Genomic DNA, 14,207 nt, shown 5'->3' with positions numbered 1-14,207 from the left:
CTTTTGTTTTCATAAAATTGAAAGAATGAACAAAATTGCAGGACTGTTTGTTGTCATTTCCTCATTCATGACAGCACAACAGCAAATGTCTCTTCTGGATTGTGAAAAAGCTTTCCAGACGAACAACCTTCAGCTGCTCGCCCAGCAGTATAATATCAACATGGCCGATGCTGATATTTTACAGGCTAAGATCTGGGATCTTCCACAATTGAGCGGGCAGATCAATGCTTATAATCCTGAAGGTAAGAAAGTGTTTGATGTTGGACACGCAAAGGGAGCACAGGTTACACAGCTCATTCATATGGGTGGAAAAAAGAAAAATGAGATTGCATTTGCAAAATCTAATAAAGAACTGGCTCAACTTCAATTTTCCCAACTTCTCGTTGACCTCAAAACACAATTGCATACTACTTATTACAATCTCTACTTCCAAAAATTAAAGCTGGAAAATATCAACAAGCAATTGGGTTATATGAAAGAGCTTTTAAGCGCTTATAAGGTCCAGTCTGCAAAGGGAAATGTATCGCTTAAAGATGAGGTGAGGCTGCAGAGTATTGTAATTCAGCTAAATAACGACAAAGTAGAAATCAATAAAAATATTCTGGATGTTGAACAAAATTTAAAAGTTTTAACCGGAATTACGGAAGATATAGAACCTGAACTTTCTGAGGCTGAGGCACGGGAAATTTTGGCTACCCAACCCATCGGAGATGAAGAAGATCTGAAGCGAAAAGCATTGGAGAATAATGCAGATTATCAATATAACTTGAAGTTAATTGATAATAGCAAACTCTATGCTCAATGGCAGAAATCTTTAAATGTTCCGGATATTAATGTGGGAGCCGGATGGGATCAGAATGGAGGAACATTCAGAAATGAGATCAATTTAATGGTAGGAATTCCATTACCCTTATGGAAAAGCAATCAGGGAAATGTTGAAAAAGCAAATTACGCTATCCAACAGAACCAAAAAAATGCAGAGTATCAAAAACTCAATTTGGAAACAAAAGTACAATCCTTGTACAGGACATGGAAAAATCAATATGATCAATTAGCAGAAATTAAAGCAACAGATCTCAATAATCTGGATCTTGTTTATAATGGGATGTTAAACAATTTCAGAAAGGGAAATGTAAGCCTTATTGAGTTTACTGACTTTATGGAAAGTTACAGACAAACAGCCCTTCAGATCTATGATATGAAAAACGATATTATCCAATCGGCTGAACAACTTAATCAGCTAGTACAAACTAAAATATTCTATTAAAAAAATGAAAAAATATATAATTGTATTATTGGTAGCCATTGCATTATTGTCCTGCTCAAAAAAAGAAGAACAGAAAGTGACAATGCCGAAAGGTTTTGAACTAAGCAATACCATGCTTAAATCTATCGTCCTTGCAAAAGTTGAGAAGAAGTATATTGAAGATAATTATAATTTTTACGGTAAAATATCCGCAGATCAAAACAGTTACATCGATGTATATCCTTTGGTAGGAGGAAATGTTTTAAGTGTCAATGTGGAATTGGGTGATCATGTAACGAAGGGGCAGGTTTTGGCGACAATCAGGAGTACTGAGCTTGCTGAGGTACAGAAAGATGTAAGTGATGCAAAAACGGATCTGGTCGTTGCTCAGAACAATCTTCGTGTTGCCAAGGAAATGTACGAAGGTAAGCTTAATACTGAAAGAGATGTTCTGGAAGCCAAGAGCCAGCTGCAAAAGGCACAGGACCAACTGCAGAGAGCGAGTGCGATAAGTACGGTTTATAATGTGAAAAAAGGAAATATCTATAATGTTTTAGCTCCTATCAGTGGATACATTGTTCAAAAAAATATCAATAAGGATATGCAGCTTAGAACAGATAGGAGTGATAATATTTTTGACGTAGCCAATACAACCAATGTATGGGCAATTATGAACGTTAATGAATCGGATATTGATAAAATAAGTCTTGGAATGAAGGCTGAAGTTTCTACATTGTCATATCCTGACAAGGTGTTTTATGGGAAAATTGATAAAATATTTAAAATTATCGATCCTCAGACCAACGCCATGCAGGCGAGAGTTGTTTTGGACAATGCAAGCGGGCTGCTGATTCCTGATAGTAAAGCCACAATCAAAGTTTCAACTTCCGAAAATGATATGGCTTTAACGGTTCCTTCCAAGGCGGTTATTTTTGATGATAACAGAAGTTTTGTGGTGGTTTTTAAATCCAGAACTAATCTTAAGGTTAAAGAAGTTAAGGTTTTGAAGCAAGTAGGCGATACAACATATATATCTGATGGATTAGTTGAGGGGGAACAGGTAATTACCGAGAATCAATTGCTGATTTATCGTTCTCTTAATAACTAAATCAAAGTCATTTTTTTAAACGGCTTTTCGAGTCATCAATTTAAACTATTATGAATAAATTCATTAAAAATATAATTGCTTTTTCGCTTAAAAATAAAGCGTTCACCTTCATATGGGTCGCAATTTTGGCCATTTCGGGTTTTATCAGTTTCAAAAATATGCCGATTGAAGCATTTCCGGACGTAACCAATACCCAGATTGTGATTATCACCCAATGGAACGGACGAAGCGCAGAAGAAGTAGAACGTTTTGTAACGACACCCATAGAATTGGCAATGAGTCCGGTTCAGAAAAAGACAAGTGTACGAAGTACCACCATGTTTGGTCTTTCGATTGTAAAAATTCTGTTCGATGATGGGGTGGACGATACTTTTGCCAGAAATCAGGTTAATAACCAACTACGAACTATAAGCCTTCCTGATGCGGTAGATCCCGAAGTACAACCACCCTACGGACCAACCGGTGAGATTTTCAGGTACACACTGGAGAGTAAAAATAAAGATTCCCGGGAACTATTAACCCTGCAAAACTGGGTAGTGGATCGTGCTTTAAGAGGAGTACCAGGTGTGGCTGATATTAATGTTTTTGGTGGACAGGATAAAGTTTTTGAATTAAGTATTGATCCGAGGGCATTGGATAAATACAACCTGACCCCGCTTCAGGTCTACGATGCTGTTACAAAGAGCAATTTGAATGTGGGAGGAGATGTTATTGAAAAGAACGGACAGGCTTATGTAGTACGGGGAATCGGTTTGGTTAAATCGGTAGCTGATATTGGAAATATTACGATTGAAAATGATAGCGGTAACCCTGTTTTGGTAAAAAATGTCGCTGATGTTCATGAAAGCTCAATGCCAAGAGTAGGACAGGCAGGACTGAATAACCACGAAGACACAGTGGAAGGTATTGTCGTAATGAGAAAAGGTGAAAATCCGCGTGAAGTTTTGGTAGGTGTAAAAGCCAAGATCAAAGAGCTTAATGAGAAAATTCTTCCGAAAGATGTGAAGATGGTTACATTCTATGACAGGGATAACCTGATGGATTTCACAACCCGTACCGTAATGCATAACCTTATCGAAGGAATTGTGCTTGTTACTGTAATGGTTCTGATCTTTATGGCAGATTGGAGAACTACGTTGATCGTTTCTATTATTATTCCATTGTCATTATTATTTGCGTTTTTATGTCTGAAGCTTGCGGGAATGAGTGCGAACCTTCTTTCATTAGGTGCTGTGGATTTTGGGATTATTATTGATGGAGCCGTCGTCATGGTAGAAGGTATTTTTGTAATGCTTGATCATAAAGCCCATAAATATGGAATGGAGAAGTTCAATAAACTCGCTAAAGGAGGATGGATAAAACAAACAGGAACAGGTTTGGGTAAAGCGATATTCTTTTCCAAACTTATTATCATTACCTCTCTGATCCCTATTTTCTCATTCCAGAAAGTGGAAGGTAAGATGTTTTCACCTCTCGCATTTACATTGGGATTTGCTTTGACAGGAGCATTAATATTTACTTTAACATTAGTACCCGTTCTTACCCATATCCTTTTAAATAAGAATGTAAAAGAAAAAAATAATCCTTTTGTAAACTTCTGGGACCGGATTGTTTTAAAAGGATTTCGCTATACTTTTAAACATAAGAAGATGAGTTTAATCGTTGCCATTTCATTTTTGGTCGTTACTTTGTTTTCGGGGAAATTTCTGGGAACTGAATTTTTGCCACAGCTTAATGAAGGATCTTTATGGATCACCGCCGAAATGCCAATGAGCTCTTCTCTGAAAGAATCCTTAAAGACCGCAGATCTTTTGAAGAAAGATATTATGAGCTTTTCGGAAGTTACGGATGTTCTTGCACAAACTGGGAGAAGTAATGACGGAACAGATCCTAATGGATTTGGTTTTGTTCAATTCGCTGTAAATCTGAAACCCCGGGAAGAATGGAAGCGGAAAATTTCATACGATGAACTGATCAAAGAGATTGATAATAAACTAAGAAATTATCAGGGAATCACATTTAATTATTCACAGCCTATTTCTGATAATGTTGCAGAGGCGGTAGCCGGCTTCAAAGCCGAAAACGGGATCAAGATTTATGGGGATAATCTTCAGACTTTGGATCGATTGGCTGAAGAGGTTCTGAAAGAAATAAAAAATGTAGATGGAGTAAAAGATCCGGGAATCATAAAGAATATAGGCCAGCCGGAGGTAAGTGTGGTGTTGGATAGAGATAAAATGGCAGCCTACGGTGTAATGCCTGCTGACGCACAGGCTGTTCTTGAGATGGCTTTTGGAGGTAAAACAGCTTCCGAAATGTTTGATGGAGAGCGTAAATTTCCAATAAGATTGAGATATTCCCAGGAGTATAGAAAAGATGAAAATGATATTGCTTCATTGATGGTTCCTACACAAGATGGGGCAAAAATACCGCTAAAGGAAATAAGTAATATTGTTAAGAATAATGGGGCAGCATTCATTTACAGGGATGATATCAAACGATACATTGGTGTAAAATTTTCTATCCGCGACCGTGACCTGGGAAGTACAATTGCCGATGCTCAGAAAAAGGTAGCTAAAATAGAGCTTCCAGAAGGATATTCTATAGGATGGACCGGGCAGTTTGAAAATCAGCAAAGAGCCTCTCATCGCCTGGCACAGGTAGTTCCTGTGAGTATCCTCATGATTTTCTTCCTGTTGTTTATACTCTTCGGAAACATAAAAGATTCTCTTTTGGTACTTGCTAATGTACCGTTTGCATTAATCGGTGGAATCATAGCACTTCATGTAACGAGAATGAACTTTGGGATCTCTGCAGGTGTGGGTATGATTGCACTTTTGGGAATTTGTATACAGAATGGAGTAATCCTTATTAGTGAATTCCACCAAAATATTAAAAATGGTCTGGCATTGGATGAAGCAATAATGACCGGAGTGAAATCCAGGACAAGACCAGTCATCATGACCGCTTTGATGGCTTCTATAGGTCTTTTACCTGCAGCTTTATCTACAGGTATTGGTTCTGAATCTCAGAAACCACTGGCGATTGTTATTATTGGAGGATTAATTACAGCTACGGTACTTACTTTACTTATTTTTCCAATTATTTTCTGGATTTTCAACAGAACTAAAAAATCAACGTCAATTTAATTGACTGCTGAATATGATGTAAAATATTTGAAGCCTGTAAAACATATGTTTTACAGGCTTCAATTTACTTCGACGAATTGAAAAAAAAATTATATTTGCAAACATAATAAACACATTCCCTCATTAAAACACGATAATCCCCTTGATGAAACGTTATCAGAATAATATACTCCTGTTGTTTGGATTCTTTGGTATACTTCTACCTCTTCAATTATTTTTTAAAATAAGTCTGGAAGAACCCTATCCGTCATTTAACTTTCCTGGGTTTGCTTCTCTTCCGGTTAAAGAAGAAAGATATATTACATTTACAAAAACCACTGCTCAGGTTTTTTTTAAAGACGGAACGAATACTGTTTTAGTGAAAAATAGTTATCTGGGAGAGAAAATTCCAAGAACCATTCAGGTTACATTGATTAAAAATCTGCTTTTTCCCAAAGAATATCCGATACTTGATGCACGAATCAATTCTTTACCAACTTATAAAAAGGAATTGTATTTACTCAAAAAATCTATTCTTAACAGAAATATTAAAAAAGTTAATTTGGAAGAAAGTAAGGCTTTTGTTATCAAAAAATTGAAAGAAAATTTTCCGGATAAAGAGGTCACGGAGATCCTCGTTACCAATGAAAATAAGGATTTTGACATTGCGACGAAACAGCTTACTAACCGGATAACAAAAGACACATTGATCAACTTCAAGTTCTAACAAACATAATGATTGAAAAAATTAAAAAACTGGTCTTTACAAGCTATAAGCCTAGTTACGAATTTTTAGCTTTTTACAGAATTTTTTTCTCTTTGTACTTATTATGGATGGGGATTTCCAATGCAGATTGGGTATCTTATATTCCTGCTAGTGCGATGCAGCCACCAATAAGCATTTTATCTTTTACGGATACTGTTCCCGCGTCATGGTTTTTTACGGTTTGTTATTACGGCATGTATCTGTGCCTGTTACTTATTTTAATAGGCTTTAAGCCAAGGGGATTTGCCATAACTTATATGGTCATTTACCTTATAACCAGTAATTACGCTTTTTCTTTTGGTAAAATTGACCATACTTTTGTTTATGCCCTACCTATTGTTGTGATGGCTTTTTCACCATGGAATACTACTTATAGTTTTTTTCCGGAGCCTGAAAAAGAAACCGATATACTTTCGAGATCCTGGCCAATGTTTCTGCTTAGCATGTTTTTAGGATTTGGAATTTTTACGGCTGGCCTTGCTAAAATTTTAGGAGGCTGGCTTAATACGGATATACAGAGCACACAGATATTTTTCTATCAATACCGATATGGAGTAGGGTGGCATGATTTGATGTCTGATACGTTTGATAAGATCAACTCCCGGTTTTTCTGGGAATTTCTGGACTATAGTACTGTAATTTTTGAATCAGTTTTTATTATTGCTTTTTTAAAGCCGAAGTTTTTCAGATTGATGATATTAATAACTTTGTTTTTTCATTTAAATGTTCTTTTGATGTTTAATATAGCATTTACCTATGCTGTAGGATTCTATGCGTTGTTTATTCCCACAAGGGTATTACCTTCAACATTTAAAATGAAAATCAAAAACTTTTTGCAGGCTGTATTCCGGCCTAACTATAAGTTGTTGGGAATTGCATTTGTGATTCTATACTTTTTACTTATTATCTTTTTTGATTGTAATGCGATCAATTACATTTTTAATCAATTCTTTAGCCTGTTTGGGTCTGCTTATGCTTCATCTTTAATTATTTTGGGAGGATCTTTCCTTTTTGGGGGATATCTTTTTATCCGGTCGTTGAGAATTATGTCTGATAAAAAAGGTTACAAAGGATAATATTTTTCAGGTTTTACATAAAATTTAAAAAGTCCCGGAATGAACCTTCCGGGATTTCTTATTGTCAATAAATTGATAAGAATCTTTTTTACGATATTCTTGAGTGATTTTTTCACCAACCAGAATCTAAAATTATATGAAATCTTTTTCTTATTTACTCGCCTATTCATTATTTTTAATCTGCTATAATATTCAGAATTAATCAGATAGTTGAGATTTTAAAGAAAACGGTTGTGAGGATTTTTTCAATCGAGAAATTTGTGTAAATTTGCACTTCAATACATCGAAGTATAGTTAGGTTTGTAATTCTTTGGATTTGAATATTAAAATTTTTGAGAAAAAAGATTTTAGTATTTAAAAATTCATTATATTTGCACACCGAAAATTTGAATAAACAATAAATAAATAATTTAAATCATGGCAAAGGAAACGTTTAATCGTAACAAACCACACTTGAACATTGGTACTATTGGTCACGTTGACCATGGTAAAACTACTCTTACTGCAGCGATCAGTGCTGTATTGGCTAGTAAAGGTCTTGCTGAGAAAAAAGACTTCTCTGCAATTGACTCTGCTCCAGAAGAAAAAGAAAGAGGTATCACTATTAATACTGCTCACATCGAATACGAAACTGCAAACAGACACTATGCTCACGTTGACTGTCCAGGTCACGCGGATTACGTAAAGAACATGGTAACTGGTGCTGCTCAGATGGATGGAGCTATCTTAGTATGTGCTGCAACTGATGGACCAATGCCTCAAACAAGAGAACACATCCTACTTTGCCGTCAGGTAAACGTACCTAGAATTGTTGTGTTCATGAACAAAGTTGATATGGTGGATGATGCTGAGTTGTTAGAGCTTGTTGAGCTTGAACTTAGAGATCTATTATCTACTTACGAATATGACGGAGATAACTCTCCAGTAATCCAAGGTTCTGCTCTTGGTGCTCTTACTGCTGCTACAGCTGCTACTCCTCAAACTGATGATCAGTGGTTCAAAACTGTAGAAGAATTAATGGATGCTGTTGATACTTGGATCGAGCTTCCTGTAAGAGATCAGGATAAGCCATTCTTGATGCCAATTGAAGATGTATTCTCTATTACAGGTAGAGGTACTGTAGCAACTGGTAGAATCGAGGCTGGTGTTATCAACACAGGTGATCCTGTAGATATCGTTGGTATGGGTGATGAAAAATTAACTTCTACAATTACAGGGGTTGAGATGTTCAGAAAAATCCTAGATAGAGGTGAAGCTGGTGATAACGTAGGTCTATTGTTGAGAGGTATTGAAAAAACTGACATCAAGAGAGGTATGGTTATCGCTAAGAAAGACTCTGTTAAGCCACACAAAAAATTCAAAGCTGAGGTTTATATCCTTTCTAAAGAAGAAGGTGGACGTCACACTCCATTCCACAACAAATACCGTCCTCAGTTCTACGTAAGAACTACTGACGTTACAGGTGAGATCTTCTTACCAGAAGGTGTAGAAATGGTAATGCCTGGTGATAACTTAACAATCACTGTAGAATTGTTACAACCAATCGCTCTTAACGTAGGTCTTAGATTTGCGATCAGAGAAGGAGGTAGAACAGTTGGTGCTGGTCAGGTTACTGAAATCTTAGATTAATATCTTAAATAAATAAAGCTTCCGTAAGGAATTTCTTTACGGAGCTTTAATCTACGGGCATCGTCCAATGGTAGGATACCGGTCTCCAAAACCGTTGATCAGGGTTCGAATCCTTGTGCCCGTGCAAATAATAATTATGAGTTCATTTATCGATTTTTTAAAAGGTTCTTATAACGAATTCAGACATAAAGTTGAATGGCCAAAATGGGCTGATCTGCAATCATCTACAATTGTAGTTACTATTGCAACAGTTATTCTGGCATTATTTACCTTTGGAGTTGACGAATTGTTTTCAAAAGCAATAAGCAACATAATAGGAATGCTAATTAACGTGTTCAACTAAAAAAGTATTTTCCCATAATGAGCGAATTGAAATGGTATGTGCTGAAAGCAATCAGCGGACAGGAAAATAAAGTGAAAAACTACATTGAGACAGAAATCAAACGCTTAGGCTTTGAGCAGTACGTTACTCAGGTGGTGATTCCTATGGAAAAGGTTATTCAACTTAGGAATGGAAAAAAGGTTCCTAAAGAAAGACCTTACTATCCTGGTTACTTAATGGTTGAAGCAGATTTAATGGGGGAAATACCTCACATTATTAAGAATATTCCAGGGGTAATATCATTCTTAAGCTTAACTAAAGGGGGAGACCCTGTTCCCATGAGAAAGTCTGAAGTTAACAGAATGCTTGGAAGAATGGATGAGCTATCAGAATTTGCTACCGACCTTGAAATTCCATATGTAGTTGGAGAGAACGTTAAAGTAATTGACGGACCTTTCAACGGATTCAATGGGACAGTTGAAAAAATTCTGGAAGATAAAAAGAAAATTGAAGTTTCTGTTTTAATCTTTGGTAGAAAAACTCCAATGGAACTTAGCTACATGCAAGTAGAAAAAGTATAATAAATACTTATAATATATAAGCCACTCTAGATCTAGAGTGGCTTTTTTTGTTTATTTCAGGTATTTATAGATTCTCAGAAATAATGTTGTTTTAAGTTAAAATAAGTTTGTTGTTTATTTTATGCTTTATCCAGGCATGTTTCACATAGTTATTTAATTAAAACTAAATGTTTAGATTAAAAAATAAATTATGTGGCATACTTATTGTGAAGTATATCTCCGAAAAACATAAATGGCTTTCTAATGCGTTGATTTTTAACCTTATACTAGGTTGGGATCATTGTTCTGAATTCCTGGATTGTTTTTTTTAACACTAATTTAAACACTAATTCAATGACGAAAATTATTTCGATGGTACTTTGTACAAGTACCATTGTACTGATGAATGCACAGGCTACAGGAAAAGTAGGTATTAATACTAAAACGCCCGAAAAAGAACTATCTGTAAACGGAACAATGAAAACATCCGGAATGTTTTTTAAAGATCCGATAGAGAAATTAGGAGCCACTGAAAACTATACTTTTATCATTAAGTCTCCCGCTCCTGAAAACAAGATTACTGCATACAATGATTCTTTTGTACCCAATTCACCGGCACCAATTAATCTTATCCAGTATAAGATAGCCTGTGATCCGAGAGATAAGGATTGGGTTAACCAGTATGATACGAAGATCAATTCAGATAAGTTTCTGGTGGTTATCTCTTCTTTTGGTTTTACGCAACCGGTACGAACCAATAGTCCGGACTGGATAACTCCGGTTCCCCAGATATATGCTTACTATAATAATGGAACGTGGAAATTAAAGGCGGACTACCAAGGTTTTGCTCCCGCTTCCAATTTGCCGGCAGGAGAGTGGACTCTTAACTTACTGGTATTCGACAGAGCTTATGCTAAGGAAATCAATAAAACACAAGCGATGGGTGCTTCCACTACAGGATCTGCATCATCTCCTTTAATCCAATAAAAACATTTACATAATGAAAAAAATCACCATACTATTTTTTATGGCTTATGCCTTCATGGCTACCAAAGCCCAGGTGGGAATCAATACAAGCAATCCTCAGGGAACTTTAGATGTTGTAGGAGGAACACTGGTTGAATCTTATATTATAGATACCACGAATTCTCCTGCGACAGGAAATTATTTTCTTCTTACAAGGTCAAAGGATAGCACGCCTGTTGGTAAAGTTAAGATGCTTGATATTTCACTGAGAGATGTAGCTCCCGTAAACACATACAATGTTATCCTGAAAAATGTGAAACAAGATGAAGTTGTTAACCTGAATACTGGATTGGATGCTAATAAATATGTAGTCGCTATTACTGGTGCCGTATTTAGTGACGCTGTTTCAGCAGCAAATACTTCCACAACTCCAAAATCATATGGAGCCTATTCTACAGAGATAACTAAGGTTGTGAGCGGAGCCAATACTTATCACGGCATTAACCTTTCTTTTAAAGGTGCAGGAACTGTGTCTTCTAAAAATGGAACATGGACACTAACTTTGAATGTATACGAAAGATCATTGATTAAAGACTGGGGCACATTTACCGGATCGGTTTCAGCTTCGGCTTCACCAGGATATTCAGGAGTATCAACTAACACCCCAGCAGGACTTCAATAAAAAACTTATGAAAAAGAAATTGTATATCATCATTATGGCTTGCATGGGAATAATCATGCATGCCCAAACCGGAAATGTAGGAATCAAAACAACAACTCCGACAGAAACACTGGACGTAAACGGGAATTCCTTTACAAATTCCTTATATATGAGAAATCCGGGAGAACCAACCACTACGGGAGGTCACTTTCTGGCTACTTCACAAAATTCATTGCAGTTATATGATCCTAATCTGGAGAGCAGCGGATTGTTTAATTATATTAAACTTACTCTTACAGGTGTACCAGGTGCAGGAATTACGGATTATGATACAAAGATCGATGCCGATAATTTCCTTTTGGTTCCTCACAACTATTCATTTAAGCTTAATGACGGAACAACCAGTGTTGCTTTGGATTATAAAGATAATGGTATTAATGATAATGCACAGGGGTCTCCTAATGTGGTTGCATTTAAAAGCAATGGTACCTGGCATTTGAAGGCCGGATTTACAGACAGCAAGTTAATTGCTTTTACATCAGCTAATCCTTCCAGAACTTATAATAACTTTACTGTAGAGTTTTATTTAATGGTTTACAAGAGATTAATCACTAAGCAGAATATCGGCGATATTAATACTGATCTTGGCGGAACAAATGGATCTGCACAAACAATTAATAAACCATCAGGGTTTTAGAAAAAAATAATTTTAAAATAAGAAACCATATTCTAGTAAAGGATATGGTTTTTTTCTTCTATTGATATGGGTTACAGTCAGAAATAAAATTTTTTATTCTTGAAAGTTCTGTAAAAACTTTCTAAAAATCAATCGATTCCATTTGCTATTTCAAAAATATTTTATAATTTTGCAGTCCGAAAAGTAGGTTTACTATATGTGAGTGCGGTAACCTGCTGAATAATAAATGCTTCCAAACTCATTAATTATTCAAATTTAAAAAACAAAAAATGGCTAAAAAAGTCTTTAAAATGGTAAAGCTTCAGGTGAAGGGAGGGGCTGCAAACCCGTCTCCACCAGTAGGTCCTGCATTAGGTTCTGCCGGTGTAAACATCATGGAGTTTTGTAAACAATTTAACGGAAGAACTCAGGATAAGCCTGGGCAAGTTTTGCCAGTAGTAATTACTGTATACGAAGACAAATCTTTTGAATTCGTAATTAAAACTCCTCCAGCTGCAATTCAGTTAATGGATGCTGCAAAAATTAAAGGAGGTTCCGGAGAACCAAACAGAAACAAAGTAGGTTCTGTATCTTGGGATCAGGTAAAGAAAATCGCAGAAGACAAAATGGTAGACCTTAACTGTTTTACATTGGACTCTGCTCTTTCTATGGTTGCAGGTACTGCTAGATCTATGGGATTGAGAGTAACAGGAGCTAAACCAACTAACGCTTAAAACTTAGAGAAATGGCAAAATTAACAAAAAAGCAAAAGGAAGCTTTAAGCAAAGTAGAAAAAGGAAGAGCTTACAATCTTGAAGAAGGTTCTGCTCTTGTGAAAGAAGTAAACACTGCAAAGTTTGATGCTTCTGTAGATATCGCTGTAAGATTGGGTGTAGATCCAAGAAAAGCAAACCAAATGGTTAGAGGTGTAGTATCTCTTCCTCACGGAACTGGTAAAGATGTTAAAGTATTAGCTCTTGTAACACCAGATAAAGAAGCTGAAGCTAAAGAAGCTGGAGCTGATTATGTAGGTCTTGATGAATATTTACAAAAAATCAAAGATGGTTGGACAGATGTTGACGTGATCGTTACTATGCCAGCTGTTATGGGTAAATTAGGACCTTTAGGTAGAGTATTAGGACCAAGAGGTCTTATGCCAAACCCTAAGTCAGGAACTGTAACAATGGAAATTGGAAAAGCAGTAACTGAAGTAAAATCAGGTAAGATTGATTTCAAAGTAGATAAATATGGTATTATCCATGCAGGTATTGGTAAAGTATCTTTCGATGCTGCTAAGATCAAAGAAAATGCTCAGGAATTAATCCAGACATTGATCAAAATGAAGCCAACTGCTGCTAAAGGTACATATGTAAAAAGCATTTATTTGTCTTCTACAATGAGCCCGGGTATTGCAATTGATACAAAATCTGTAAACTAATATAAATCCTTAAGACAATGACAAAAGACCAAAAAGTTGTAGCAATACAAGAGATCAAAGATTTGCTTCAGGATGCAAAAGTAGTATACGTAGCAGATTTAGAAGGGTTGAACGCTGCTAAGTCTTCAGATTTCAGAAGACAGGCTTTCAAACAAAATATCAAAGTAAAAGTGGTAAAAAATACACTTTTGCAAAAAGCAATGGAGCAGATTGACGGAGTAGATTACTCTGAAATGTTCCCTACTTTCAAAGGGAATTCTGCGATTATGATTGCTGAAACAGCAAATGCTCCTGCAAAATTAATCCAAGGATTCAGAAAGAAAGAAGAAAAGCCGGCTTTAAAATCTGCTTATCTTCAGGAAACTTTCTATGTTGGAGACGAAAATCTAGGTACACTTGCTAATATCAAGTCTAGAGAAGAAATGATCGGAGAAATCATCGGATTGCTTCAATCTCCAATTCAAAGAGTTGTTTCTGCTCTTCAAAACAAACCTGAAACAGTAGAAGCTAAAGCTGAAGAAGCTGCTGCACCTGCTGTAGAAGAAACTCCTGCTGAGGCAGCTCCTGAAGCTCCTGCTGCAGAAAGCACTGAAGAAACTCCAAGTGCTGAATAATTAGACTCAAAAAATTA

14 protein-coding genes and 1 tRNA gene are annotated in these 14,207 nt (G+C 36.1%); all 15 read left to right on the top strand.

The genetic code is table 11. The annotated features are described in order from the left end of the window. Positions 1 to 25 precede the first annotated feature (25 nt). Entirely contained in the window at positions 26 to 1,267 is a 1,242-nt protein-coding gene (locus PFY10_10600) for a TolC family protein (protein WBV58896.1), read from the top strand. Between the two features lie 4 nt (positions 1,268 to 1,271). Further along, on the top strand, positions 1,272 to 2,354 hold the full coding sequence (locus PFY10_10595; protein WBV58895.1) for an efflux RND transporter periplasmic adaptor subunit: 1,083 nt from the start codon (positions 1,272 to 1,274) through the stop codon (positions 2,352 to 2,354). A gap of 50 nt (positions 2,355 to 2,404) precedes the next feature. Beyond that, complete coding sequence (locus tag PFY10_10590) at positions 2,405 to 5,503, top strand: CusA/CzcA family heavy metal efflux RND transporter (protein ID WBV58894.1); 3,099 nt, start codon at positions 2,405 to 2,407, stop codon at positions 5,501 to 5,503. A 145-nt stretch (positions 5,504 to 5,648) separates the two neighbouring features. Then, positions 5,649 to 6,209, top strand: a complete 561-nt coding sequence (locus PFY10_10585; protein WBV58893.1) for a hypothetical protein — start codon at positions 5,649 to 5,651, stop codon at positions 6,207 to 6,209. An 8-nt stretch (positions 6,210 to 6,217) separates the two neighbouring features. Further along, entirely contained in the window at positions 6,218 to 7,324 is a 1,107-nt protein-coding gene (locus PFY10_10580) for a hypothetical protein (GenBank protein WBV58892.1), read from the top strand. A 417-nt stretch (positions 7,325 to 7,741) separates the two neighbouring features. After that, positions 7,742 to 8,953 carry an elongation factor Tu gene (gene tuf / locus PFY10_10575; protein ID WBV58891.1) on the top strand — a complete coding sequence of 404 codons (1,212 nt, stop codon included), beginning with the start codon at positions 7,742 to 7,744 and terminating at the stop codon, positions 8,951 to 8,953. A gap of 53 nt (positions 8,954 to 9,006) precedes the next feature. Continuing rightward, positions 9,007 to 9,077, top strand: a tRNA-Trp gene (locus PFY10_10570). 12 nt (positions 9,078 to 9,089) lie between these two features. Further along, positions 9,090 to 9,296, top strand: a complete 207-nt coding sequence (gene secE, locus PFY10_10565) for a preprotein translocase subunit SecE (protein WBV58890.1) — start codon at positions 9,090 to 9,092, stop codon at positions 9,294 to 9,296. A 17-nt stretch (positions 9,297 to 9,313) separates the two neighbouring features. Then, positions 9,314 to 9,856, top strand: coding sequence for a transcription termination/antitermination protein NusG (gene nusG, locus PFY10_10560; protein ID WBV58889.1), 543 nt, complete (start codon positions 9,314 to 9,316; stop codon positions 9,854 to 9,856). A 333-nt stretch (positions 9,857 to 10,189) separates the two neighbouring features. Further along, positions 10,190 to 10,822: a hypothetical protein gene (locus PFY10_10555; protein WBV58888.1), complete on the top strand. Its 633-nt coding sequence runs from the start codon at positions 10,190 to 10,192 to the stop codon at positions 10,820 to 10,822. Between the two features lie 13 nt (positions 10,823 to 10,835). Then, positions 10,836 to 11,483: a hypothetical protein gene (locus PFY10_10550; GenBank protein ID WBV58887.1), complete on the top strand. Its 648-nt coding sequence runs from the start codon at positions 10,836 to 10,838 to the stop codon at positions 11,481 to 11,483. Between the two features lie 7 nt (positions 11,484 to 11,490). Continuing rightward, a complete protein-coding gene (locus tag PFY10_10545) occupies positions 11,491 to 12,159 on the top strand; it encodes a hypothetical protein (protein ID WBV58886.1) in 669 nt (222 codons plus the stop codon). A gap of 269 nt (positions 12,160 to 12,428) precedes the next feature. Further along, on the top strand, positions 12,429 to 12,872 hold the full coding sequence (gene rplK, locus PFY10_10540) for a 50S ribosomal protein L11 (protein WBV58885.1): 444 nt from the start codon (positions 12,429 to 12,431) through the stop codon (positions 12,870 to 12,872). An 11-nt stretch (positions 12,873 to 12,883) separates the two neighbouring features. Next, the gene (rplA, locus tag PFY10_10535; protein ID WBV58884.1) at positions 12,884 to 13,576 is read left to right on the top strand and encodes a 50S ribosomal protein L1; all 693 of its coding nucleotides are present in this window, start codon (positions 12,884 to 12,886) and stop codon (positions 13,574 to 13,576) included. A 17-nt stretch (positions 13,577 to 13,593) separates the two neighbouring features. After that, positions 13,594 to 14,190 (top strand): 50S ribosomal protein L10, encoded by a 597-nt coding sequence (gene rplJ, locus PFY10_10530; GenBank protein WBV58883.1) that lies wholly within the window; start codon positions 13,594 to 13,596, stop codon positions 14,188 to 14,190. Positions 14,191 to 14,207: the final 17 nt, after the last annotated feature.

It is taken from the genome of Chryseobacterium daecheongense (genome assembly GCA_027920525.1).
GTDB classification, from domain to species: domain Bacteria; phylum Bacteroidota; class Bacteroidia; order Flavobacteriales; family Weeksellaceae; genus Chryseobacterium; species Chryseobacterium proteolyticum.
Note: the sequence above shows the minus strand (reverse complement) of the source record. Positions and strands in the feature narration are given on the sequence as shown.